The following is a 24,657-nucleotide window of genomic DNA, read 5'->3' on the forward strand; positions in this document are numbered from 1 at the left end:
AAGCCTTAAAGATAAGGCGATCCGAGCCAGATGATACGGTCGATCAGTCGTTCGTAGAACGGGCGGTTTTTGAGACGGGTTAGGTTCACTTCCCGGCTGCTGTCGATCACCTTGCCGATACGTTCTTCGACTTTCAGCGCAATCTCGCGATCCAGAATTTCGAGATCGACCTCAAAATTTAACCGCAGCGAACGGGCGTCAAGATTGGATGAGCCGACATAGGACCACGCACCGTCAATCGTCATCAGCTTGGAGTGATTGAACGCGCCCCCTGCCCGCCAGATACGACAGCCACCTTTCAGCAACTGATCGAATTGCGCGCGCATGGCGCGATCCACCAGCTTGAGATTATTGACCCCCGGAACCACCACATCAACCGACACACCACGCCGGGCAGCAGTGACCAGCGCACTGATAAGTTCGCGGTCTGGCAGGAGATAAGGCGACATGATCAGGATGTGCTCCTGCGCAATCGAGAAGGCGCCCATCATCATGCGATGATTGGTTTCAATGTTCTTATCTGGCCCCGAGCCGACCACGCGGATGAGCTTGCCGGTTCCCGGCGGATCTTTGGGTGCTGCAATGCTCCAGGCGTCACCGGTCAGCAATTCGCCTGTTGCAAAACGCCAGTCTTCCGATGCGACATGGAAGAGATCGGCAATCGCCGGACCTTCGACGCGGAAATGCGTGTCAAACGCAACCGCATCGCCAGCGATAGCTTTTACAAAGCCTGCACGAATATTCATGCCGCCGGTAAAGGCCAGCTTGCCATCAACGATCAGGATTTTACGGTGGGTGCGCAGGTTTGCATAAGGCAGACGCAGACCCATAATGATATTGCCGTTGAACACATCAACAGCCACACCATTTTCCTTCAGCAGATTAACGATGCTGGGAATGGAATAGCGCGCGCCGACAGCATCCACCAATACACGAACTTCGACACCACGCTTGACGGCATCACCCAGCGCATCGGCAAATTGCTGGCCGATTGCATCACGGTCAAAAATATAGGTTTCAAGCATGATGCTGCGTTCAGCTTTGCCGATAGCATCCAGCATTGCCGCATAGGCTTCATCACCGGTTTCCAGCATTTCTATGCTGTTGCCGCTGGTAAAATCATAAAGGCTGACAGTGTCGCCAAGAATTTTCATCGCCCCGAACTGACGTCCGAAGGCCGCGCGCACGAGATCATTGGTCGTGTCGAAATGCGATAAATGATAAAGCGCAATATTGCCCATATTATCGCGCTGATGTCCGAGGGTGCTGCGCCGGATACGGTTCACACCTGCCAGCGCATAGACAACCGCACCGACGATTGGCGAAAGCACAATCACGCCAACCCAGCCGAGCGCGGTCCGCACCTCATCCTTGGTCATTGTCGCGTGGATAGCTGCAATCGCTCCCAGAACGATCGACAGAACAGCCAGGATATGCGGCCAATAGTGCGAAACCAGATCAAACATCAAACTGACTTTAAGCCAAAAAAAGTTTTTACTGCAAAGACATACCGTGTTCTGGCTCTTACACCAACAGGAGATTTTTGGGCGAGTTCAAGCCTCGGATCCATCTCTGGCCAAATCTTCAGTTTGGCTTATATTGCTGATCGGGAATGAAAATTGAGGGACATCTTATGGCAACAGCACAGAATGACTTTAATCGTCCTACCCTTCCAACCGAGGTCTCATCAAAATGGGGCTGGTTCGTCGCTCTCGGCGTCGCGCTGCTGATCCTCGGCGGTATTGCTTTCGGCAATCTGGTTCTCGCGACGGTCGTCTCCGTCTACTATGTCGGCATCATGATGCTGGTCGCAGGGATCATCGAAATCATTCATGCCTTCGGCGTGAAGACCTGGGGCAGCTTCTTCTTCTGGCTGCTGAGTGGTTTGCTCTATGCAGCCGCAGGCATTGTCGCCTTCGTCAATCCAATTCTCGCCGCCGGGGTGCTGACCTTCCTGCTTGCAGCCGCTCTTCTGGGCTCCGGCTTCTTCCGCATCTGGATGGGCTTCAAGTCAAAGCCGGCAGCAGGCTGGGGCTGGATTGTTGCAGCGGGCGTTATCACCGCTCTCGCAGGTCTCGTCATTGCAATGCAGTGGCCGGTCAACAGCCTGTTCATTCTGGGCCTGTTTTTGGCAATCGATCTGATCTTCCAGGGTTGGTCGTTCATTGCATTCGGCCTCGGCATCAAGCGCTAGAATCATAAACAGCAAATTTGCGAAGCGGCGTGCCTCACGCCGCTTTTTCATTTCAAACACCGGGCTTGTTGAGATTTTGGCCAATGACTGCTAGATGCAGCGCAACATCTTCGCAGCGCGCGTTTCGCGCAGCCATCACTTCGCCATTACGAGTTTCTTCATGCCCGCTGATCATCCTGTTTCAAAGCGCCGTACCTTCGCGATCATCGCGCACCCGGATGCTGGTAAAACCACGCTAACCGAAAAGCTTCTGCTGTTCGGTGGCGCCATCCAGCTTGCCGGTGAAGTGAAGGCCAAGAAGGATCGCATCCAGACCCGTTCGGACTGGATGAACATCGAACGCGACCGCGGTATCTCGGTTGTCACTTCCGTGATGACCTTTGAGTATAAGGACTGCATCTTCAACCTGCTTGATACACCGGGGCACGAGGACTTCGCAGACGACACCTATCGCACGCTGACCGCTGTGGATTCCGCCGTCATGGTCATCGACGCCGCAAAAGGTATCGAGCCACGGACGCTGAAGCTGTTTGAAGTCTGCCGTATGCGCGATATTCCAATCGTGACCTTCGTCAACAAGATGGACCGCGAAGCACGCGATCCACTCGAAATTCTTGACGAGATCGAAGAAAAGCTGGCGCTTGATACAGCACCGATCACCTGGCCAATCGGTTCGGGCAAAAGCTTTGCCGGCACTTATGATCTGCACAGCAACACTGTGCGCCAGAAGGATGCCGAAGAGCAGCCCACCAAGGTCAGCGGACCGGAAGAAGCAGCGAAGCTTCTGCCTGAAAACGAACGCGAAGCATGGATTGAAAGCGTCGAACTTGCGCGCGGCGTCTGCCGCCCGTTTGACCTCGCATCCTTCCGCGAAGGCCATATGACACCGGTTTATTTCGGTTCAGCACTCAAAAACTATGGCGTGCGCGATCTGATCGAAGCCTTCTGCGACTTCGGCCCTAGCCCACGCGACCAGCAGGCAGATAGCCGCATGGTTGGCGCGACCGAAGACAAAATGACCGGCTTCGTGTTCAAGATTCAGGCCAATATGGACCCGAACCACCGCGACCGTATTGCCTTCCTGCGCGTCTGCTCCGGCAAGCTTTCACGCGGCATGAAGGCCAAGCTGGTACGTACCGGCAAACCGATGAGCCTGTCTGCGCCCCAGTTCTTCTTTGCACGCTCCCGCCAGATCGCAGACGAAGCATTCGCGGGCGATGTTGTCGGCATCCCGAACCATGGCACATTGCGCATCGGTGACACGCTGACCGAGGGTGAAGACATTCTGTTCCGTGGCGTGCCTAACTTCGCTCCGGAAATTCTGCGCCGCGTCCGTCTTGATGATGCGATGAAGGCGAAGAAGCTGCGTGAAGCGCTTCAGCAGATGGCAGAAGAAGGCGTCGTACAGCTCTTCGTGCCGGATGATGGTTCACCGGCGATTGTCGGGGTGGTTGGCGCGCTGCAGATCGACGTTCTGACCGAACGTCTCAAGATCGAATATTCTCTGCCTGTCGGCTTTGAAATGTCGCGCTTCTCGATTTGCCGCTGGATCACAGCGGATGAACCTGCAGAACTCGACCGCTTCATTGCCTCGCATCGCGCTGATATCGCACACGATCTTGACAATGATCCGGTATTTCTCGCGCAGAATGGCTTCTCGCTCAACTACGAAGCCGAGCGTTGGAAGGCGATCCGCTTTGCCACGATCAAGGACTATCAGGTCCGCGACAAGGCCTGATTTCACGGAGAAACAATGGACGACCCTGTTCTGGCTGCTCTCAATCTGCCCGATGCACTTGCGCATTCTCTGGCAGGCTATCGCAGTCAGCAGGATGGCATTGGCCGATCCACGGCCAATGTTCTTCTTCTGGAGCACCCGGAAAAAGCCCCGCTCGTTTTAAAGATTGAGCCCGCAAGCCCTGTCGGCGAGCTTGCCGATGAAGCGGCCCGGTTGACCTGGCTCAGTCAGCAAAACATAGCCTGCCCTGCTATCATGAGCTTTGTTCAGGAGCCTGATCAAAGCTATCTGCTCATGACACGGCTGGAAGGCCACGACCTCGCATCTGCTGCAGATTGTCTTGCACCCCAGCGCATCATCGAAATTCTCGCAGCAGCGCTGAAATCGTTGCATGATATTGATCCCAGATCATGCCCGTTTGATCATCGGGTCGATATTCGCATTGAAGACGCCCGCAAACGTGTTTTGGCAGGTGCGGTTGATGAAGATGATTTCGATGACGAACGTGCAGGACAAACGGCTGAAGATCTGTTCGCGGAACTCTGCAGCCTTAAACCGGCAAGCGAAGATGTCGTCATCACCCACGGCGATGCTTGCCTACCCAATTTCATGGCCGCTAATGGCAATTTCACGGGCTTCATCGACTGTGGAAGGCTGGGTCTTGCCGACCGTCATCAGGACTTGGCGCTGGCTTGCTGGAGTGTTGAATATAATCTCGGCAAAGAATGGGTAATGCCATTCCTCGCTCTCTATAACGGGCCTGTAATAGACGAAAAGAAGATCGCTTTTTATCGCCTCTTGGATGAATTCTTTTAGAGCGCATCCCGAAAACCGTTTCACACTTTTCGGGATGCGCTCTAAAACATTCTCCGCAAATGGCTGAGCTTGTCAGGATTGCGGATGAGATAGACCCCCCGGATCAATCCGTCTTCGATCTCCACCGCAGCCACTTGCGGCAGGCCATCCGCCTCAAGGCTCATATGGCCGGGTAAGCCATCAAACAGCGCAAAATGATTGATGGCAGGCACGAGCCCATCGTTCTTACGCGCAATACCGTCATAAAAGCGCATGATCTTTTCACGCCCATATATCGGGTTGAGCGCTGCATTGCGGATACCACCACCGTCGGAATACATCACAGCATCTTCAGCCAGCAGACCTTTCAGCGCCGTCATGTCACCACTGCGGGACGCCTGAAAGAAAGCCTCCGCAATCGTGCGTCCGCGATCCTCAGGCATCGAAAGCCGCGACTTCTCCTGTCGAACATGGCTGCGCGCGCGGCTCGCCAGCTGGCGACAGGCCACAGCATCGCGATCAAGCACACGCCCGACCTCCTCAAAGCCCATATCGAACACGTCATGCAAAAGAAAAGCTGCCCGCTCCCGCGGCGACAGTCGGTCAAGCGCCAGCATCAATGTCAGTGTGATATCGTCGCTGCGGTCTTCTTCATCCTCGACAAGTGGCTCAGGCAGCCATGTTCCGGGATAGGTTTCACGTCGTACGCGTGCAGATTTCAGATGATCGAGCGCAAGACGGCTGACCACACGCGTGAGCCAGCCCTGCGGCTCACGGATGGTTGCACGATCCGCAGCACTCCAGCGCAGCCATGCATCCTGCACAATGTCTTCGGCTTCGGCATGGGTGCCCACCATACGATAGGCAATGCGGGTGAGCCGAGGCCGCAAGGTCTCGAACACACCCGCATCATTGATATTTGGCTCAAGCGGCAGCTGCATCGGCTTTAACCGGATGAACGAGACGCAGGCCCACTGCAATGCGGTTCCACGCATTGATGGTGGTAATCAGCATAGTCAGATTGACGATCTCTTCGTCTGAGAAATGCGCTTTCAAAGCATCAAAATCCTTATCCGGTGCGCCCGTCTGTGCCAACAGGGTCAGCGCCTCGGTCCAGCCAAGTGCCGCCCGCTCCCGCGCAGTATAAAGCGGTGATTCACGCCATGCAGCAACCAGATAGAGGCGCTCTTCAGTTTCGCCAGCCTTCCGCGCGTCAGCCGTATGCATATAGATGCAATAGGCGCAGCCATTGATCTGCGAAGCGCGGATTTTCACCAGCTCATAAAGGCTATATTCAAGTCCGGATGCCGCAACGCGCTTTTCCAGCTCCACCATTGCCTGCATGATCTGCGGTGCGAAAGTGTAAGGGGCAAGTCTTAGTTCCATGATCTCTTCTCCTGGATGTTGACCCGTATGGGTCGTTCATCATCAAGACGAGATAGCTGCATCGGAATGTGACATGCCCCGCATAAAAAAAATCAGCTTTTTATTTCGAGAAGTGCGGCTGCAATTTTTTCTGCAAGCTTTTCAGCAACTTGCTCCTTGCTCATTTCCGGCCATTCTTCGATGCCTGCGCGGCTCAAAACACGCACACGGTTGCGATCGCCGCCCATCACATCGCCAGACACATCATTGGCAACGATCCAGTCGGCACCTTTCTTGTCGAGCTTGCGGCTGGCATTGGCGAGCACGTCCTGCGTTTCCGCAGCAAAGCCCACCACAAGACCGGGACGCTTCTCACTATGACCAACACCGGCCAGAATATCCGGGTTCTCAACCATGCTGAGCGTTGGTGCGCCCTCGCCCGGCTGTTTCTTGATCTTCTGATCGGCTGCATTAGCTGTCCGCCAGTCGGCAACGGCTGCAACCATCACAGCCGCATCAGCGGGAAGATGGCTTTCGACCGCCGCCTGCATTTCCCGCGCGGTTTCAACATGGGTGACGTTGACACCCTGCGGATCAGCGATCGTGACAGGACCGGAGACCAGATGCACCGTGGCGCCCAGATGTGCTAGGGCCGCAGCGATGGCATGGCCCTGCTTGCCCGAGGAACGGTTGGCAATATAGCGCACCGGATCAATCGGTTCATGCGTCGGGCCGGATGTCATGACGATCACTTTACCTGAAAGCGGCCTTGCCTGTGGCGCAAGCAGGTTTTCAATTGCCGCGACAATTGTCAGCGGTTCGCTCATGCGACCTGTGCCCGCCTCTCCACTTTCCGCCATCTCGCCCTTTTCAGGCCCAATGAAATGAACGCCATCCTTTTCCAATGTCAGGCGGTTACGCCGGGTCGCGGCATTGTCCCACATGGCAGGGTTCATGGCAGGTGCAATCAGCAACGGAACCTTGCGGGCGAGAAGCACGGCACTGGCCAGATCATCGGTAATGCCAGTGGCCATCTTGGCCATAAGCCCGGCCGTTGCAGGTGCCACAACAATCAGATCGGCGTCACGCGCAAGGCGGATATGGCCGACATCCTGTTCGTCCTCGCGGGAAAAAAGATCCGTAAACACATGATCGGCGGACACAGTGCCGATGGTCAGCGGCGTCACAAATTGCTGGGCTCCAGCAGTCAGGACCGTGCGAACACGCGCGCCACGTTCTTTCAAACGCCGAATGAGGTCCGGTGTTTTATAAGCTGCAATCCCGCCGCTGATGATGAGAAGAATACGCTTATCGCGCAATGAACCGGCAATCGGCGACAAAGCAGCGGCTACCGGCTTCGTCTCTTCAAAACCGCCAAGCAGAAGCCTTGCTTCTTCCTCCATGGAGCGCCCGTTTTGAGCGGCTCTTACGCGAAGCCGCTCTTTTGCGGCGTCATCAAGATTGCGGATTGTAATACTGGCCATTTGATTGCACCGGTCTAATACTGATGCAATCAATGAAATCACTATTTTGTTGAATAATCAACAAACAGATGAATTATGGTGAAGCTAAAGCTCGATATAGAGCTTAATCGCTATCGCAGCCAATGAAATTGCAATCACTATCTGCGCAATGCGTCCCCAGCGCGAGTGCCGCGCCTCGGCTCTACCAATGGCTTCTGCAGTCGCGTCGTCAAAGCGCAGACCATTTGCAGCCATCTCGTCAAGCGCCACGGAAGCGCGATCCATTCTTGCTACCAGCTCAGGCGTCTTGCGGGTGAAATGGAGCAGCGCATAGGCGCTGTCCTTGGCATCCAGCAACATGCCCTGCGGTCCGAGATTCTTGCGAATCCATGCACCCACAACCGGCTCGGCAGCTTTCCACATGTTGAAATGCGGATCGAGCGTGCGCGAAACACCTTCCACCACCACCATCGTCTTCTGAAGCATCAGAAGCTCAGGCCGTGTTTCCATGTCGAACAGCTCAGTCACCTCAAACAGAAGCGTGAGCAGCTTTGCCATTGAAATGGTTTCGGCTGGCTGTCCATGGATAGGCTCACCAATCGCGCGGATTGCCTGCGCAAAACTCGCCACATCGTGCTTGTGCGGAACATAACCGGCTTCAAAATGCACTTCCGCAACGCGCAGATAATCGCGTGTGATGAAGCCATAAAGAATTTCTGCGAGAAAGCGCCGCTGATCCTTGTTGAGCCGTCCGGTAATGCCGAAATCAACGGCGACTATAGTACCTTTCGGATCGACGAACAGATTACCCGGATGCATGTCGGCATGGAAAAAACCGTCGCGCAGTGTATGACGCAGGAAAGACTGGATCAGCGTTTCAGCGAGCTTCTTGAGGTCGAAGCCTGCTGCATTCAACGCCCCTATATCCGACATCTTGATGCCATCGATCCATTCGAGCGTCAGGACATCGCGGCCCGTCCGCTCCCAGTCAACATCGGGAACGCGGAAACCTTCATCATCCTTGATGTTCTCGGCGATCTCGGAAAGTGCCGCCGCTTCAAGCCGCAGATCCATTTCGATGCGCGTTGTCTGCTGAAGCGTTTCAACCATCTCAACAGGCCGCAAGCGGCGCGTGAAAGGCACATGCCGCTCCTGCATACGGGCGACCATGAAAAAGCTTTCAAGATCGCGCGCAAAACGCTGGCGGACACCCGGACGGATAACCTTGACGGCAACCTTGTGCGGTGCGCCATCCTTCATCACATAGGCGGGATGGACCTGCGCCATAGATGCAGCCGCAATCGGCGCATCAAAACTCACATAAAGATCATCAATCTTGCGACCGAGAGAATTCTCGACTGCCGAAACAGCCTCCGCCTGCGGGAAGAAGTCGAGCCGGTCCTGCAACAGCTCCAGATCAGCGGCAACATCCTTGCCGACAATATCCGGGCGCGTGGCAAGAAACTGGCCGAGCTTCACATAGGAAGGGCCAAGCTTGTTCATCGCACGCGAAATGCGTTCAGAGCGAGGCGCATCTTTCGCACGCTTGCGCGCAAGCACTTTGGCAAACTTGTGCCCCAGCGCAGGCAGGCCTGCAGCATCATCAACAGGCAGTGAACTCAACACGCCTTCGCGCGCCATGATCCAGCCAGCACGCATCAACCGTATGGCAGCAGAAATATTGCTCATATCAGACTCAGAGCTTCCAGCCTGAATGAAGCGCTGCAATTCCACCCGTGAAATTGCGATAGCTCACACGCTCAAAACCCGCTTCGCGGATCATGCGCGCAAAGTCTTCCTGCTTTGGGAACTTGCGGATCGATTCAACCAGATAGCTGTAGGAATCAGCATCACCCGTGATCATCTTGCCAATCTGGGGAATGGCGTTGAAAGACCACTGGTCATAAATCTTATCAAGCAGCGGCAGTTCAACTTCCGAGAACTCGAGGCACATGAAACGACCGCCCGGCTTCAGCACGCGATAGGCTTCAGACAGCGCCTTGTCGATATGCGGGACGTTACGGATGCCGAATGAAATCGTGTAGGCATCGAAGCTTTCATCTTCAAACGGCAGCTCTTCCGCACTGGCTTCAACAAATTCGAGGTTCTCAGCAAGACCCTTCTTGATCGCGCGCTCGCGACCGACACCGAGCATCGAGCCGTTGATATCGAGAATGGTTACATGGGCCTGACGCCCGGACGCTTCAACAATGCGGAATGCAATATCGCCCGTACCACCTGCAACATCGAGCGAAGTCCAGCCCGGACGCTTGGATGGAGCCAGCCAGCTGATCATCGCATCTTTCCAGACGCGGTGCATACCAGCCGACATGAGATCGTTCATCACATCGTAACGCTTGGCAACCTTATGGAAAACGTCATTGACCAGCCCCTGCTTTTCGCTTTCGTCCACTGCCTTGAAGCCGAACGAATGCTCCATGCCACCATGTGCGCCCACGCGGTCTGCATTGCCTGTCTGCTGGCCCATAACTCACCTGCCGGTTCATGTGCGAAACGAAGCCGATCTCCGTTTTCCGTTTGCCTGATGCATATAAAGCTTGTGCCGGACGATACAAGCACAGACCGCAGGCCGATACCCCTTTTGTGATCTGGTGATTAATTTCCGGCAGTTAGCGCGCATAAGCTGGTGGTCAGCCAAGATTCACACGGCAAATTCAAACCACCAGACTTGCGCAAGTGCTGAAAATGGTCAAAGACAGATAAAACTGTGCGTGTGCGCCTGCCACGCGTTTTCTCCGGCATCATTCGCCGTTAAAGTGAAAAACGATAACAAGAAAAGTGGAAAAATCATGGGCGTTAATGTCGTCAGCCATCCGCTTGTCCAGCACAAGCTCACCATCATGCGCAAGCGCGAAACTTCAACCGCCAGCTTCCGGCGTTTGCTGAAAGAGATTTCGCTGCTGCTTTGCTATGAAGTGACCCGCGATCTCGAACTGACCACCATGCAGATCGAAACACCGATGATGCCAATGGAAGCACCAACGCTTGAAGGCAAGAAGCTGGTCTTCGCCTCCATCCTGCGCGCCGGTAACGGCCTGCTGGAAGGTATGCTGGATCTGGTTCCGGCCGCTCGCGTGGCGCATATAGGTCTTTATCGCGATCACGATACGCTGCAGCCAATCGAATATTACTTCAAAGCTCCGGAAGATATCGTCAACCGCCTCATCATCGTGGTCGATCCAATGCTTGCAACCGGCCACTCCGCCATTGCAGCCATCGACAAGCTGAAGGAACGCGGCGCAACCAACATCAAGTTCCTCTGCCTGCTGGCAGCACCGGAAGGCATTGAACGCTTCACTGCGGCTCACCCTGATGTTGACGTCTTCACCGCCTCTATCGATGATAGCCTTGATGAAAAGGGCTATATCATCCCTGGCCTCGGCGATGCCGGTGACCGCATGTATGGTACGAAGTAAGTTTCAAACCATACGATAAGAGACAGATTGATCCGCGTTCTGACTGCTCGATAATTGTTATTGAGCCGTCAGCGCGGATTTTTTATCATCTGATGATCAGCAAAAACGGAACAGCGCTCATGTCCACCGACGCTCGCCTGACAGAACTCGAAATTCGGGTCGCCGAACAGGAAAAGACCATTGAAGAGCTATCATCTGTCTTGGCCGAACAATGGAAAACCGTTGATCAACTGAACAAGAAACTGACAGCTCTCACCGATCGTTTTCTTCTGCTGGAAGAACAGACGGCACCTGACGTGCCCGTCACCAAACCTCCACACTGGTAATATCATGATTGAAATCATCAAACTGGACGACCACAACGATCTCGCCGCCACCTGCGCCAAATGGAACCACAAAGAGTGGGGCTATCTTTCAGGCGCAACTGAAGACCAGATCATTGACGGAATGCACGAACTTGTCCATGCAACCGATGGTCAGGCCGTTCGTGCAGCCTTGTGGAATGGCGAACTCGCGGGTTTTGTCCTGTTGATCCATAACGATCTCGACAGCCACCCTCACCTCAAGCCGTGGGTTGCAAGCCTGCTTGTTGCACCAGAATTCCGCGGGCGGGGTGTTGCGAAGGCACTCATGGCTTCAATTGAAGCGGCAGCCCAGGAGCTCGGCTATAGTGAAGCCTATCTCTATACCGACAAGCCTGACCTTTATCGTAAAATCGCCTGGAATGATTTTGAAGAGCTGACCGGTGACGATGAAGGTATGTTGATCCTGAATAAGAAAATCGCGCGGAGTTAACCGCGCGATTTTTTGCTTTTATGATGCTGCTGGTATCGGGCAACTAACGCCCGTTCCGCGCAAGCCGCAATAGCCATTCGGGTTCTTGGCCAGATACTGCTGATGATAATCCTCCGCATAATAGAATACCGGAGCATCAGCGATTTCCGTTGTAATCGGGCCGAGACCACGCCCAGACAGCGCAGACTGATATGCATCTCGGCTCTTCTCAACCGCTTCGCGATCCGCCTCGTCAAAGGTGTAGATCACCGAGCGATATGTTGTGCCGATATCATTGCCCTGTCGCATACCCTGCGTCGGATCATGCTCTTCCCAGAACAGCGTCAGCAGTTCATCAAGGCTCACAACCTTTGGATCGTAAACCACAAGAACAACCTCGGCATGGCCTGTAAGACCCGTGCAGGTTTCCTCATAGGTTGGATTGGGTGTGATTCCGCCCGCATAGCCAACGGCTGTCACATAGACACCCGGCACCTGCCAGAAAAGCCGCTCTGCGCCCCAGAAACACCCCATGCCGAACATGACTTGTTTCAGACCTTCCGGCCATGGCCCCTTCAGCGAATGCCCTGAAACAAAATGCGCTTGAGCGGTCGGAATTGGCGCTGCCCTGCCCGGCAAGGCATCCGATTGGGAAGGCATTTCAATTTTCTTGCGATAGCTGTCCAGAAAACCCATCTAACACCTCCTTATGCATGTCATGAAAGGCGGGAAACCTTACACAACACGAACAAACAAATTCATAGAGCGTAGAAGCCGAAGCTAAACCGTTTACCGCGCGGTGAATTGTAAAAAACGTTTCTCGCGGCGATGGCCAGCGACGTAAAACAGTAGCGCCAACACACCGAACAAGACCCAGCCCGGCTGTTCGAGGACAGGAACGAAGATCCCGTTCCACACTCCTGACGATATATAGTGCGTCACATAAGCTTCTGCATCCCCCAGGCTTTCAGGGGCTGCTCTCGCCCATATATCCAAAAGCGGCTTGGTGACAAAAGCTGAGGCCCCCACCGAGCGCGCTCCGTCCAGAATCGCAAATATGACGCCAAGCGCCAAAGAAATGACCGCGAAACCACGCAAAACAAAACGGATCACGATTCTTGTCCTGTTTCTTCAGATGCAGCGCCATGGAAATCTGCCCGACACTTTATCCTGACTATATCTTTGCAGCACCTTAATTATAGCATGGCACCGGGTTAAGCCCAAAGTGCAGAAATTACCCACCAATCACGCAAAAATTATCCATTTAATAACAATGAGTTACAGGGGTTACAAAAAGCTTCTCACAGGCTGGAAGATTTTAATGCGGAAAAGCCAAATAAGAGTTGAACATCAGCCCATTCTGGCTATATTGCGCGCCGCAGGGGCTTTTTTGGTAGTCAACCAATACCTGATTTGAAAGCCCTTCCTTGCTTGCGTTAGTTCTGATCATCAGACGATATCACAATAGCAATAGACGGAGAGGTGGCCGAGTGGTTGAAGGCGCACGCCTGGAAAGTGTGTATACGGGGAACCGTATCGCGGGTTCGAATCCCGCTCTCTCCGCCATAAGCCGCTCTTAAGCGCTTGTTTTTCTTAAAATCAATGACTTAGCATGTACTTTTGGTACACAAGCCGGTACGCATGTGCTTATGAAAAAAGCTCTGATTCCTGGATTTGAAGCTCAGTACCTGTTTGAAAGAGGCAAAGGCAATTACCTCTACAGAAGGCGAATCCCTGCTCAGTATAAAGAACTGGCGGGTGGCCTTTCTGAATTCAAGGCCTCATTGAAGTGCAAGAACCACAATCAGGTCATAGAAAAATATGGCCAGCTCCATGCTCACTATGAAAAATTGCTGGACCGCCTCAAGGCAGGCAAAAGCATCACCAGCACTGAAATCGAGCCTTTGGAAAACCTTAAATCAATCAGTGCAAATCTGGGTATTCAATACAGGTCGAAGGAGCAGTTGATCCAGGAGAGCGATTTGGCCGCCTTTGCCGAAAGGCTGATCATTGCAAGCAAGCAGCAAAACCCGGATCCAATTTCCATCCAAGCCCTATTTGGAATGGCACCTGATCAGCCAACGCTGGATGATGTTCTGGATTTCTATAATGAGCACACCAGAGATAAATTGATTGGCTTAAACCCTAGAGAGGTTTCAAAGAAAAAAGCTCCTGTGCTCCTTGCAGTCAACAGAGCCAATGACTTCTTTGGCAAAAGTATACCATTCACACAGGTTTCAAGACAACTTGCCCTTGCCTACAGATCACATCTGGTTGGCTGGGTTGAGGCCGAGGAGATGGAGGCTGGTACTGCCAACAAGCAGATTATGCATGTGAGAAAGATCATCACTTTCTATCTGGAACAAAATGGCCTCAAGCAAGACAACCCTTTCTACAAAATACATCTAAAGGAGGAAAAGGCAGCCCGCCCAGCCTACTCTATCGAGTTCCTCAAAGAAAAGTGGCTCAAAAACTCTCCATTCTCATCCCTCAATGATGAATCCTTACATATTCTCTATGCCATTATGGATACAGGAGGCGGCCTAAAGGAAATTTGTGGGCTGGCTCCTGAAGACATTTGTTTGGACCATGGCGTTCCTCATATAAAGATCAGGCCAAACAAGTTCAGGAAGCTTAAAACGGGCCACAGAGGTCGAGAAATTCCGCTGGTTGGCCAAAGCCTTATTGCCTTCAAAAAATATCCACAAGGCTTCCCCTCTCACACTCATCCGACAGGTGCAGACAATTTTTCAGCCAATGTGAACAAATACCTCAAGCTGCATAACCTGAGTGAAACAGAAGCTCATGGCATCTACAGCCTGAGGCACACATTCAAGGATAGAATGAGAAAACATAGGCTTCCACCTGAGCTGCAAAACTACCTGATGGGGCATAAAGACGGGTCAATGGGCGCGCATTATGGCAGCGGATACCCATTAAATGACATTCTGGACTACATGAAGCTTTTAGAAGCTGATTGGAAAAACTAAGCCTTTACAATAACTTAAACAAAATAGAGCCTATCAAATGCACCCGGTCAATAGCCAAAATGCATTTGATAGGCTTTTTCATGCAAATGATAGTATATTCGGCAAAATAAATATTGTAGGAGTACAGCAACTGCCCAACCTGAAGGAACCTTTGGCAAGTTAACTGTATTGAATGAAATATAATGAATCTGAACTTGAATATTATGGTAATTTACTGAAAAAAACTGGTGATATTATAGTTAAATTAGGCTATAATGAACTAATTCCGCTATTCAATCATTACGATGCTCTGATCAAAACTTTCAAAAATCAGTCAACCCCTCAATGGGGTTGACTAGGACTATTTTCCTATAAGTGAATTTATATAATTTATTTTGTTGATTGCGGCGGCCGGCGGCCGCGACCTAAATGATGTTTGGGTGAATTCCCCCTGGATTATGAATATAAAATAAAACCCGATCGGGCCTGAAACTCTGGGTAGCCATTCCCAGGGTAATTGTAAAACTTAACTAAAAACATGAAAGTACTATTATAATGAACATACAGAATCCATCCATTTATGGATATCTGCCGACAGGCAGATCACTAATTAACTCTAGTCATGATCAATGGCTTGATGATCTCTTTATGGAAAAATTCAGATTTGATTTTAATGATCCAAATCTAAAATACCAACAGGCTCATTTTGAGAAAAATCTATATTTCATAACAATGCAATTCAGAACCGGATTGTTTGCAGCTAAAGATGCAAAGTCAATTTATAACTCCAGACCAATATTTGAATCCTTCAGGCTCTGGTATCTGGATGCTGTCAGAACCGTTATGGGGCCAAGGGCAGGAAATAAACTCAAATATCAACCTTTTGCTGTGGCCTGTCTGGATGTTGAAGGCACCGCTCAAGGTGCTGCTGCAACAGTGTTTCAGACACCACATATTCATGCCTGTCTTCTGGTCCATCCAAACAATCAGGATGAATTTGAAAATCATCTTCTGTCTTTGAAAGCCAAACAATTCAGGGACCAGATCATATCCAAGATCGACATTAACCAGTTTAAGGATGATAGCAGAGGAATTGAGCCAATGCTGACCTACGCATCCAAATATGCCAGAGAACAGCAATCAAGCCCAAGGCATACCGTTTTGCTGGAAGCCTATCCTACTGTGGATGCTAAAAATTATCCATTTTACTCGCAATAGCCATACTAAAGAAAACCAATCAAAACGTTATAAACTACTGCACTCTATACCTTGTAAGCAAAAGGCCAAAAATAAGAGCAATGAAGATTACGCCTCAGTTAGAAAACAAGCGTTTACGTGAATTTGCGCTCCTGAACAGATCACTATTCATACCCGATACACGAAACTGAATGCTATTGGCGCGTCTATAGACATTAAGTCTCATGTGAAAAACGTGTTTCATCTCTGGTTCTTGCTTCAGAACGCAGTTAATGTGTAAAAAATTCAAGGGATCAGTATATGCCTGATAAGCTAGATGACGAAATCGAGATTGAAATCGAATTGGACGAAGAACTTGATACGCATGTAGAATTCGACATAGCAACTTACCCATCGGATCTCACACTGTCCCTCATCCATCAGATGTGGCATGATAAAGATATCACAATACCTTCATTTCAAAGAAATTTTGTATGGAATATTAAGCAATCGAGCCTACTTATAGAATCTTTTTTACTTGGACTTCCTGTCCCACAACTCTTTTTCTATATAGATCAAGAAAACAAAAATCTTGTGATTGATGGCCAGCAGCGCATCCTGAGTGTAATTTTCTTCTTTGAAGGGTACTTCGGCACTGAGAACCTTCAAGGGCGCCGAGCTGTATTTCGCTTAACGGGGCTTTCCAAGGGCAGCCCATATAATGGAAAGAGGTTCCAGGATCTGTCCAATCAGGATCAACGTAGACTGAAGGGTGCGGTTCTGAGAGCGGTAAACATCAGACAATTAGCGCCATTTAATCAGTCTACTAGCATGTACCATATTTTTGAGCGCCTGAATACGGGTGGCACTCCGCTTCGACCTCAGGAAATTCGCAACTGCGTTTTCCACGGAAAACTTGTGGATGACCTCCACCAGCTTAATGAGGACCGGGACTGGCGCATTATCTTAGGCAAAAAACAGCTAGACAAACACCAGCGTGATGTGGAGATGATATTACGTGTATTCGCGATGGCAGAACGTGGCAACGATTACGAAAAGCCTATGAAAGAGTTCCTCAATGCGCAAATGAAGAACCACATTAAAGGTAATGGACAGTCAAAAGTTGCTACTTTTATCGAGCGTTTTGAGCAAGTAACCGAATTAATAGTCAAGGAATTAGGCGAAAAACCTTTCCATGTTCGCGGTCCCTTGAATCTCGCGGCGTTGGACTCTGTGTTAGCTGTATTAATCCGTAATCCAAACAAAATTCAAAACAACTTGCAAAAGCGTTTTACAGACCTATTGAAAGACGAAGAATATCGGTCTGCCATTTTCTTTAACACCAGTGACCCGAAAGAAGTTTCTACGAGATTAACACTCGCGCACAGGTATCTGATATCTTAATGTCATACACTGAACGCTTTTTACAGGTCGAAGACTATCTTGCTCATCTGGATCCAATGATGGCCGGTATAGCCGACCCCTTCGTTCAGGGGCGATATATTGGCTTCATTGCAACTTCAGCAGTAACAGCCTACGAACTTGCTATCAAAGACATATTCTACGGCTTCGCAGATAAAAAACACAGCGTTCTGGGTAACGTAACACGTGCTCGCTTTTTCCGTTTAAATGGAAAAATAAAATTAGAAGATTTACGCAAAGAGCATGTAAAATCATTTGGGGACAAATATTTAATTCGTTTTAAAAAGAACCTCGATGCGGCTGATGACGCATATGTGCGCACTCATGGAAATAGCCCGAAATCCGCTTATAATAATGTTATTACTTGGAGGCATACATTTGTACACGAGGGTCACCCTCCAAACACTACAAACTATCAAGAAATTAAGCTCAATTATCTCGCCGGTAAGGAAGTTATTCACTGCCTATCACGGACTATGATAAGATAATTAGATAAAATATCAATAGCCAAGACAACCTGTAATAATTGCTATTAATTCACTTATCGTTGTATCCACTTAAACTATTAAAATAATGTAAGATTATTTGATTTTCTAAACTAAACTGTTTGCGCACTTAAACGCATAGAAAACTATGAATTTTGAGCTGAATGCCTTTGAAACAGAATATACAATTCTGTTTCGTTTTTTCGCTTGTATCACATCTTTTTGGGCTCGCAACCCCTGATTTTGCAAGGTTTTTGAAACACTTCCTAGAAGAATTGTTTAAACAAAAAGCGGACGATTTCTTTTTCATTTTTCTTTGAATGCTCAATCCCAGGCTCAAGCCCGAGACCGAATTGTATATTCGGTTTCAGGGGGCCTAAATGGAACGAACAGCACATCCCTTTATAACAGCGTGTCGGCTACTGCCGCCGTGTGAGAGGCTGCTTTTTCATGCGGCTTCAAAACTGCTCATTTCAGCACATTCTTGCCAGCCGCAGTCATATCTGCCGCGTACGCACTCATCACCACTCGATAAAGTGTTTCAAAACCAAGTGGAGACGCTTTGCCATGATCAATGATCCAAGCGGAAAGAGGCTTTATCTGACTGCCTCGGAACGTCAGGCTTTCCTTAAATCAGCAGCCAAGGCACCCGGCGCTGTCCGATCCTTCTGCGAAACACTGCATTATACCGGATGCAGAATTTCGGAAGCCCTCAACCTGACGGTTGACCGGGTTGATCTCGAAAATGAGACGGTCGTGTTCGAGACGCTTAAGAAAAGACGATCCGGCGTTTATCGGTCAGTGCCGGTTCCGGCACAGCTCATCAACACACTTGAGCTGGTTCATCATATCCGCAGACCGGGAAAGCTGGATCGCAAGCTCTGGCCCTGGTCGCGTGCGACCGGCTGGCGTTACATCAAATCTGTCATGCAGGATGCCGGAATTTCGGAAGGCCCACACACCTCCCCCAAGGGCTTAAGGCATGGATATGGAGTCAATGCCATTTCATCCGGTGTGCCTCTCAACCTTCTTTCAAGATGGATGGGACATTCAGCAATCGAAATCACATCCATTTATGCCAACGCCATCGGAAACGAGCAGAAAATGATCTCGGCTCGCATGTGGGAGGACCTGAATTGAAAATACATAGAAATCGCAAGCTGAGTTGCGCATTCGCACTCCTCCTCACCAGCTCGTTTTTTGCTCAAGGGCCGATTTCTCCAGCAGCGGCTCAAGATGGTCAGGCCGATTATAAGGATTTCATCATCACCGCCTATGAGACAGCGCTGCTGCTGCGTTCGATGAAAAATCCGAAAGGCAATCCCGACTATGACCGGCTGATTTCTGAATGCAGATATAATCTGTACCACTCTATGAAATCTGCCGCTGCATCAGGAAACTGGTCAGAAGCCAAAGACCTAATCCCGGTTGCCGAGACCTGCTCATTCACTGGCAAAGTGCTGCCAGCAACCACACAGGAATATCGCGAACACTGGCTTCAAGCGGCACAATCCACAACGAGCTCCAACTCAAACTCCGCATCTTCCTTAATGCCTGCACCAGAAAAACCGCAACCGGCACAAAAACAACAGGCGACAGCTGAAACCAAACAGAATGGCGGCTTCGTGTGCCGTTCATTCCCATGCCATATCCCTCAATGGTATATAAAGCAGCTCAGAGAACGCCATCAGGATGGCGTCCAGAACGGCCAGAGCAGCCCACAGGCGGGCGAGACGCCACCTGCTGCCAGCAACCCAGCCGAGAACGAATTTAATTCGAGCTTTAAAGAGCTGACAGCCAAACTGTCTGAGATGGAAAGCCACTCACCTTTCATCAAGAAGCCTTTTGAAATGTGTGAGCAGACAATGATCGCCCTTAATCAGGAAGATCTGCGCGATCGAAGAGTTGACCTATCCAGCAACGAAATGCGCGTTCTGGATGACAAGTTTCGGCATCATGCGCGCGACACCTGTGTATGCGCCCTCGCCAAAGTTGAAAGCTCACTGGAGAGTGAAGATGCAGAAAAGTATTTCGCCTTCACCTTTGAGAATTTGCTCAAGCCCGATTCCGAAATCGAAGTCAGGTCAAAAGTGAATGGCATCGATTACAGAAGGTACAAGGCAACCGAGCAAACCGTTGCTCAAGCACTGAGACAGTGTAGCTAGCCAGCCCAAAATCAACATCACTCAAATCATCAGATCAGCTTGAGAAAGCTGACAGGGAACAAGTGCGACCTAGGCCACCACCTCGGGTTCCACACAAAAGAAGATCGACAACCTAACCAACGCCAATCAGGAAGACAGACATGAGCGACTTTTCAGTATCAGGCAAAATCCAGACAGATCAGATCGATACAGCAGCAGAATTTGAAAAGGTATTTATCAAAGAGCTATCCAGCACATTCAACAAAATCAAAACGAAACCAAGCCCAACAGGATTGCTAATCTCGGGCCGGGTCAAAACATCAGTGTTCAACCCAATCGCATCTTTCAAAGGCAAGCTTGATGTCAACATCAAGGGCGATCAGGTCAGATACATCTATGATGGAAAGATTGGCACCAACTTTCTGTTCTGGCTAACCCTGCTGATTTTTGCTCTGCTGTTTCTGCCACTCGTTCTTGTGGTAGCCATCATGTACAGCAAACAGAAAAAACAAGTCGTGGAAGAAATGAAGATACTTGATCAAAGAATACAATTTTCAATAGAATAGAAATTTAAAAGAAGCAGTCGGGAATCCTTTATCGACTGCTTCTAAAATAAAATTTATATCGACCTCAAAACCTACGTCTTTGGCTCCAACCTCTTTGCTTGTCTGAACCATTCTTTCTCTTCAGTATATGATCGCTAACTGACTGGAATGAATAACGTTCCGTGGCAAATACTGGAATCAAGTCATAATAATTCTGTTGGAAATTTGCAATGTGCCACTGACTTTCAAGATACTGCTTGAAACTATCCGCGCGTTTGTATCGATCACTGATACTGAACGAATTAGAGTTATCGAAAATAATATTCCTAACGTCTTCGTCAAAGACCGGCGTATCAATGGATGTCGCATCCAAAAACGCAAATGAACCCGCCCACTGACGGATATGATAAAGCCCAATAGACGTTGCTCGGAACTGAAATTTGTCAGGAATCTCATCATCAGGTACAGACAATTCTCTGTAATGCCCGTGCGGAGTTTCAATAAGCCGCTTCTTTGCTAAGCGCCTGAGTGCAAATCGAATTTGTTCATCAACAAAATTCTGACGAACCATCTCAATAAGGATTTCTTCGCCTGTAACAAATCCGTCATTATCCTTTCTACCCATTGGTGAACTGATGTACGCCACAATCAAAGTGGACAAGAAGTGCTCTCTTGGATCTGGAAGGCTAACATCATATAAGTTAAAACCAACTAGAGACGAAACAGGATTAAAATGCGCATACTCTCCTAACAGAGCATGCTTGGTAAACTCATGCAATGGTACTTGATAATTTCCCTGTTCTCGTTCAATAGAAACAATTCTTTCCGATTCTACGTTTGGACTGCCGCAAAATCCCGTGAATAATTCTATAATTAACCTTGTATTTCCACCTGTTATATTACTAAGAAACATCTGTATTCGAGGATTTGACTTTATTGAACGAAGAGATGCTGTCAGGAATAGAACAATACTTTGTATATTCAAATGCACGCCCGATAGAACAGGAGCTGCAGTTTTTCCTTCAGCAATTCTTACTGCAAATGTAACGCGCTTCCTTATAACTTCATCCGCAGGTGGTGGCGAAATCGTCAGAACACGGTTCTTGTATCCCGACAACGCACCTGTGAGCTTCGACTGATAGAAAGTGCTCGGCCTTAAAGCAACAAACACCAGAGCACTTTGCTCGGACGATAGTTCTTGCGCGATCAGGAAAGCTTCCTGCTGCACTTCAAATGATCTTTGATCTGCATTATCAATTACAATTATTATCTGCTTATTCTGCCTCTTTGATAAAAAAGAAAACGAAAGCTGAATATGGCGGCCTCGATCTGCCATTTTCTCTTGTAAAAATTTTATCTTTTCTCTCTCGTATTCAACTATGCTTACATCCTTTAATGCGCCTGAGACGCTTCTATCGAAATCGTCAAGCTCATCCTTGTATATCTTTTTGACGAGGCCCAAATCATCAATATTAACTCCATAATGAGATTTTAGGATATCTGGCAAACGAGATAGAATAAACGTCTTGACGTCCTTTGAGAGAGTTGCCTGTTCCCCGAGATTTATGTGCAAGTAATAAGTTAGTTTCTTTTGCTTCTCATCGAGCTGTTCAAAAAGATTTTCAAAAAAAGATGTTTTACCAACTCCCACATCACCAATCACTACTATCGGTTTACGGCCAAACGAGCCAGTCACCAATGCATCATCAACTGAGACTTTTCCTTCTATAACTTTAGTATTTAACTTGGCCGGTGATATTCCATTATCACTTACGCGCCTATATCGAGCATCAATTATATTCTTGCTCAAGAGAAGATGTCTGTTGTTTGCATCCATCGGAACATAGCACTCTCGATAGAAATCAGACTTCACTTCGTTATTATCTTCAACACTGTCCAACAGTACCGAGGCCAGTGCGCGAAGATTCTCCTGAAAGTCACTTCGGTAACGATATGCCATTGGATCGCCAATGGATGTAATCGCTTTGGGAGGAACCCGAGGATTTCTGATATTGGTTAGATCGCGGTAGGCTCTATTTTCAGCAACGCCTTCTGGAGAGAGTAATTTCCACAGTAAAGAAAAATTATCTCTATACTGATGTAGTCCGTTGAAAATAAATGCTTCTCCGTCAAGGGGCGACATCCCGTGAATTTGAGATTGAAATATTACCATTTGTGGGCCGTTGCATACTACTGCAACTTGGGCACCATTCATCGCACAATACGGAACGACCTGTTTCACCGCGCTATCAAGTATCGGACATCCCTCTACGAGTGGGCGAAGTTTTCTGGCTTGTCCGGGCTTCACCCCGGGTAAAAAATCAAATGTTCGTGCTTCGCGTTTTGCTTCTAGAACAGCTCGTATCGGCTGTCCAAGGTGGTAATCTGACCTGCCACCAGCATCATCTATAACTTCAACTTTAATATTATTCTGATCCCATCCGAGGCATTCGATCAGCAGTCGATCGATAAACTGGAATCTGTTCTGTGCTTCATTCCAATAAACACTGTCTAAGGGAAAATCAGCTAGAATTGAGCTTAAAGTTTCCCGTCCTACAGTCATCTCGAAACGAGCTTGCATTTAAAATCCCCCAACAAGAACGCCGAATCACAATACCACACAACTTAGAAACAGATATCGTCAGGCGGTTTGCATTCACAGCTTTGGAAAGTCCTGTTTAAATCCAAAGTTTAGTGTACCTCAAAATTGGTACACAAAATGATACGCAGTTTGGCGTTCGAGTAATTATTCGAACTTATTTTTCAATGGCTTAACTCAATTCTACTTGCACGTAAGAGGCCGCTCTCTCCGCCAGAAATATCTTCAACTCGATATTCAAACATTCTTATTTCAGGCGTAACAACCTTATCTAAGGTTCGTATTCCCCCTCATACTCGGTCCATATTTTCTAGCGAGTTCTAACCGCAACATAGCTTCCAACCGATACTATCGATCTCGGGGTATCAACGCTGAAGACCTACATATCCGATAGCCCCAATCTTGCCTGGGAATTTCCCTTTTCCGCAGAGCTATTTGAATGTGGCTAATCACCAATGGATGGTGTGATCTTTCTCCATGAAGCTCATCACGAGCAATACCGCGCCATCTCTGTCTTGCTATTGATCCATGTTGCTGAAATTTCCGGGTTAGCATCTCGAGCCATTTGCCCAAATCAATGATCTCTCGGGCTTTTATAATAACGGCTCGATGCTTATCTGCTTTGATGCAGATAGCGATGCGATCGCACCGTCCGTTCGCATTTATGATTACGCCACGCCGAAAACCTCACCAACGCAGAACCGCTCATACGAAAGTTGCCAAGCGTAGGTCTCATCAGCTCTAAAGGCATTATTCGATGCATAAGGCGGTGCTTGCCGAACGGGAAAACTAAACGAACGAAGGGCTAGCTACCTTCATAACCAGCAGCGCGCATGCTCTCCGATCTTAAACTGCATAGATCACTTCCGCTTCTTCTTCGTCTGCAGATGGCAGACTTTCACGCGCTCGCCATTCTTGCCTTTTCGCCAGACACAACCTTCGTTGCGGGGCTTACCTTCGTAGAGATAAACCTTGCCCCGCCGTTTGCTGTTAAAGGTCTGATTGGAGAAATCATGACCACCGACGCGCACATTCTTGCCAAAGCGCACTTCGGCATATGCTGGAAACCCAAGCGAGACAGCGAGCATAATGGCTAACCCAATAGATAGAAGCTTCATCGGCTATTTTCCTGTTACGAGCTTACTAGTTGGCTTAGTATAGAGTTTCAAAGCCACTTTTTCAAAAGCGCCGCGTTGTGTTTATGGACGGTTGAGTTTGCCTTGTTCTGTGAGGCCAGCCGGTGCCCCAGCATGTAAGCAGCATGGCTGACTTATGTTGGCCTGCCCTTTAGCCTTCTTCATCATCTATCAGAAACGGCAAAAGCCCGGCTGCTTATGCACCGGGCTTTTTGATTTTATTTGGGTATTAGAGATTTGGTTGGGTGTGATGCTTTTTGCCGTTTGTCGGGTCATCGATAGCGGATGGATTACTATGCTCCTCACGGTTCAGGTTATAATGTTGAAGAGTTGAGAGCGCTCAAAAATCGATTGATTATCGATTTTAGCTCAAACGGGCTGCTCCATGGAGCTTGCACAAGCCGTACAGCTACCA

Annotated in this window: 23 protein-coding genes and 1 tRNA gene; 14 read left to right on the forward strand and 10 right to left on the reverse strand. The window is 49.4% G+C overall.

Annotated elements, in window-relative coordinates:
- Nucleotides 1-5 precede the first annotated feature (5 nt).
- Nucleotides 6-1,466, reverse strand: a complete 1,461-nt coding sequence (cls, locus tag ABWV94_RS12765; RefSeq protein ID WP_007876457.1) for a cardiolipin synthase — start codon at nucleotides 1,464-1,466, stop codon at nucleotides 6-8.
- A 167-nt stretch (nucleotides 1,467-1,633) separates the two neighbouring features.
- Between cls and ABWV94_RS12770 the strand changes: the two genes are divergently transcribed.
- The 3 genes from ABWV94_RS12770 to ABWV94_RS12780 all read left to right on the forward strand — a co-directional run bounded on the left by ABWV94_RS12770 (nucleotide 1,634) and on the right by ABWV94_RS12780 (nucleotide 4,748).
- Nucleotides 1,634-2,194: an HdeD family acid-resistance protein gene (locus ABWV94_RS12770; RefSeq protein WP_064322452.1), complete on the forward strand. Its 561-nt coding sequence runs from the start codon at nucleotides 1,634-1,636 to the stop codon at nucleotides 2,192-2,194.
- Nucleotides 2,195-2,354: 160 nt separating this feature from the next.
- On the forward strand, nucleotides 2,355-3,932 hold the full coding sequence (locus tag ABWV94_RS12775; RefSeq protein ID WP_007876460.1) for a peptide chain release factor 3: 1,578 nt from the start codon (nucleotides 2,355-2,357) through the stop codon (nucleotides 3,930-3,932).
- 15 nt (nucleotides 3,933-3,947) lie between these two features.
- Entirely contained in the window at nucleotides 3,948-4,748 is an 801-nt protein-coding gene (locus ABWV94_RS12780) for an APH(3')-II family aminoglycoside O-phosphotransferase (RefSeq protein WP_064321004.1), read from the forward strand.
- Between the two features lie 41 nt (nucleotides 4,749-4,789).
- Here ABWV94_RS12780 and ABWV94_RS12785 read toward each other — a convergent pair whose 3' ends face one another.
- The 5 genes from ABWV94_RS12785 to ubiE form a co-directional block, all read right to left on the reverse strand.
- Nucleotides 4,790-5,668, reverse strand: coding sequence for a sigma-70 family RNA polymerase sigma factor (locus ABWV94_RS12785; RefSeq protein WP_353413732.1), 879 nt, complete (start codon nucleotides 5,666-5,668; stop codon nucleotides 4,790-4,792).
- Nucleotides 5,652-6,113 carry a carboxymuconolactone decarboxylase family protein gene (locus tag ABWV94_RS12790; protein WP_079212236.1) on the reverse strand — a complete coding sequence of 154 codons (462 nt, stop codon included), beginning with the start codon at nucleotides 6,111-6,113 and terminating at the stop codon, nucleotides 5,652-5,654. The genes ABWV94_RS12785 and ABWV94_RS12790 overlap by 17 nt, the downstream gene beginning before the upstream one ends.
- A 92-nt stretch (nucleotides 6,114-6,205) precedes the next feature.
- Entirely contained in the window at nucleotides 6,206-7,576 is a 1,371-nt protein-coding gene (coaBC, locus tag ABWV94_RS12795) for a bifunctional phosphopantothenoylcysteine decarboxylase/phosphopantothenate--cysteine ligase CoaBC (RefSeq protein ID WP_353413734.1), read from the reverse strand.
- A gap of 84 nt (nucleotides 7,577-7,660) precedes the next feature.
- Nucleotides 7,661-9,244, reverse strand: a complete 1,584-nt coding sequence (ubiB, locus tag ABWV94_RS12800) for a 2-polyprenylphenol 6-hydroxylase (protein ID WP_079212237.1) — start codon at nucleotides 9,242-9,244, stop codon at nucleotides 7,661-7,663.
- Between the two features lie 7 nt (nucleotides 9,245-9,251).
- Nucleotides 9,252-10,043 (reverse strand): bifunctional demethylmenaquinone methyltransferase/2-methoxy-6-polyprenyl-1,4-benzoquinol methylase UbiE, encoded by a 792-nt coding sequence (gene ubiE, locus ABWV94_RS12805; protein ID WP_113500171.1) that lies wholly within the window; start codon nucleotides 10,041-10,043, stop codon nucleotides 9,252-9,254.
- Between the two features lie 322 nt (nucleotides 10,044-10,365).
- On the opposite strand from ubiE, the gene upp reads away from it, so the two are divergent.
- From upp to ABWV94_RS12820, 3 genes are all read left to right on the forward strand, one after another.
- Nucleotides 10,366-10,992, forward strand: a complete 627-nt coding sequence (upp, locus tag ABWV94_RS12810) for a uracil phosphoribosyltransferase (RefSeq protein WP_007876474.1) — start codon at nucleotides 10,366-10,368, stop codon at nucleotides 10,990-10,992.
- Nucleotides 10,993-11,111: 119 nt separating this feature from the next.
- A complete protein-coding gene (locus ABWV94_RS12815; protein WP_007876475.1) occupies nucleotides 11,112-11,318 on the forward strand; it encodes a SlyX family protein in 207 nt (68 codons plus the stop codon).
- Nucleotides 11,319-11,322: 4 nt separating this feature from the next.
- Complete coding sequence (locus ABWV94_RS12820) at nucleotides 11,323-11,787, forward strand: GNAT family N-acetyltransferase (protein ID WP_113500173.1); 465 nt, start codon at nucleotides 11,323-11,325, stop codon at nucleotides 11,785-11,787.
- 18 nt (nucleotides 11,788-11,805) lie between these two features.
- Here ABWV94_RS12820 and msrA read toward each other — a convergent pair whose 3' ends face one another.
- Together msrA and ABWV94_RS12830 are read right to left on the reverse strand one after the other, a co-directional pair.
- Complete coding sequence (gene msrA / locus ABWV94_RS12825; RefSeq protein ID WP_113500175.1) at nucleotides 11,806-12,462, reverse strand: peptide-methionine (S)-S-oxide reductase MsrA; 657 nt, start codon at nucleotides 12,460-12,462, stop codon at nucleotides 11,806-11,808.
- A 93-nt stretch (nucleotides 12,463-12,555) separates the two neighbouring features.
- The gene (locus tag ABWV94_RS12830; RefSeq protein WP_079212239.1) at nucleotides 12,556-12,879 is read right to left on the reverse strand and encodes a hypothetical protein; all 324 of its coding nucleotides are present in this window, start codon (nucleotides 12,877-12,879) and stop codon (nucleotides 12,556-12,558) included.
- A 363-nt stretch (nucleotides 12,880-13,242) separates the two neighbouring features.
- Here ABWV94_RS12830 and ABWV94_RS12835 point away from each other — a divergent pair.
- From ABWV94_RS12835 to ABWV94_RS12870, 8 genes are all read left to right on the forward strand, one after another.
- Nucleotides 13,243-13,332: transfer RNA gene (locus tag ABWV94_RS12835), tRNA-Ser, on the forward strand.
- 83 nt (nucleotides 13,333-13,415) lie between these two features.
- A complete protein-coding gene (locus ABWV94_RS12840) occupies nucleotides 13,416-14,756 on the forward strand; it encodes a site-specific integrase (RefSeq protein WP_353413738.1) in 1,341 nt (446 codons plus the stop codon).
- A gap of 534 nt (nucleotides 14,757-15,290) precedes the next feature.
- On the forward strand, nucleotides 15,291-15,953 hold the full coding sequence (locus ABWV94_RS12845) for a hypothetical protein (RefSeq protein WP_353413740.1): 663 nt from the start codon (nucleotides 15,291-15,293) through the stop codon (nucleotides 15,951-15,953).
- 279 nt (nucleotides 15,954-16,232) lie between these two features.
- Complete coding sequence (locus ABWV94_RS12850; protein ID WP_353413742.1) at nucleotides 16,233-17,315, forward strand: GmrSD restriction endonuclease domain-containing protein; 1,083 nt, start codon at nucleotides 16,233-16,235, stop codon at nucleotides 17,313-17,315.
- On the forward strand, nucleotides 17,315-17,821 hold the full coding sequence (locus tag ABWV94_RS12855; RefSeq protein WP_353413744.1) for a HEPN domain-containing protein: 507 nt from the start codon (nucleotides 17,315-17,317) through the stop codon (nucleotides 17,819-17,821). The genes ABWV94_RS12850 and ABWV94_RS12855 overlap by 1 nt, the downstream gene beginning before the upstream one ends.
- Before the next feature lie 564 nt (nucleotides 17,822-18,385).
- Nucleotides 18,386-18,958, forward strand: a complete 573-nt coding sequence (locus ABWV94_RS12860; protein WP_353413746.1) for a tyrosine-type recombinase/integrase — start codon at nucleotides 18,386-18,388, stop codon at nucleotides 18,956-18,958.
- Nucleotides 18,955-19,983: a hypothetical protein gene (locus ABWV94_RS12865; RefSeq protein ID WP_353413748.1), complete on the forward strand. Its 1,029-nt coding sequence runs from the start codon at nucleotides 18,955-18,957 to the stop codon at nucleotides 19,981-19,983. Before ABWV94_RS12860 ends, ABWV94_RS12865 begins: the two co-directional genes overlap by 4 nt.
- Before the next feature lie 140 nt (nucleotides 19,984-20,123).
- Nucleotides 20,124-20,528, forward strand: a complete 405-nt coding sequence (locus tag ABWV94_RS12870) for a hypothetical protein (protein ID WP_094543245.1) — start codon at nucleotides 20,124-20,126, stop codon at nucleotides 20,526-20,528.
- 64 nt (nucleotides 20,529-20,592) lie between these two features.
- Here the strand turns inward: ABWV94_RS12870 and ABWV94_RS12875 are convergent, their stop codons facing one another.
- The gene (locus tag ABWV94_RS12875; protein WP_353413750.1) at nucleotides 20,593-23,088 is read right to left on the reverse strand and encodes a hypothetical protein; all 2,496 of its coding nucleotides are present in this window, start codon (nucleotides 23,086-23,088) and stop codon (nucleotides 20,593-20,595) included.
- Nucleotides 23,089-23,966: 878 nt separating this feature from the next.
- The gene (locus ABWV94_RS12880) at nucleotides 23,967-24,224 is read right to left on the reverse strand and encodes a hypothetical protein (RefSeq protein ID WP_007876479.1); all 258 of its coding nucleotides are present in this window, start codon (nucleotides 24,222-24,224) and stop codon (nucleotides 23,967-23,969) included.
- Nucleotides 24,225-24,657 lie beyond the last annotated feature (433 nt).

Source organism: Brucella sp. NBRC 12953 (genome assembly GCF_040369775.1).
GTDB lineage: Bacteria > Pseudomonadota > Alphaproteobacteria > Rhizobiales > Rhizobiaceae > Brucella > Brucella pseudogrignonensis.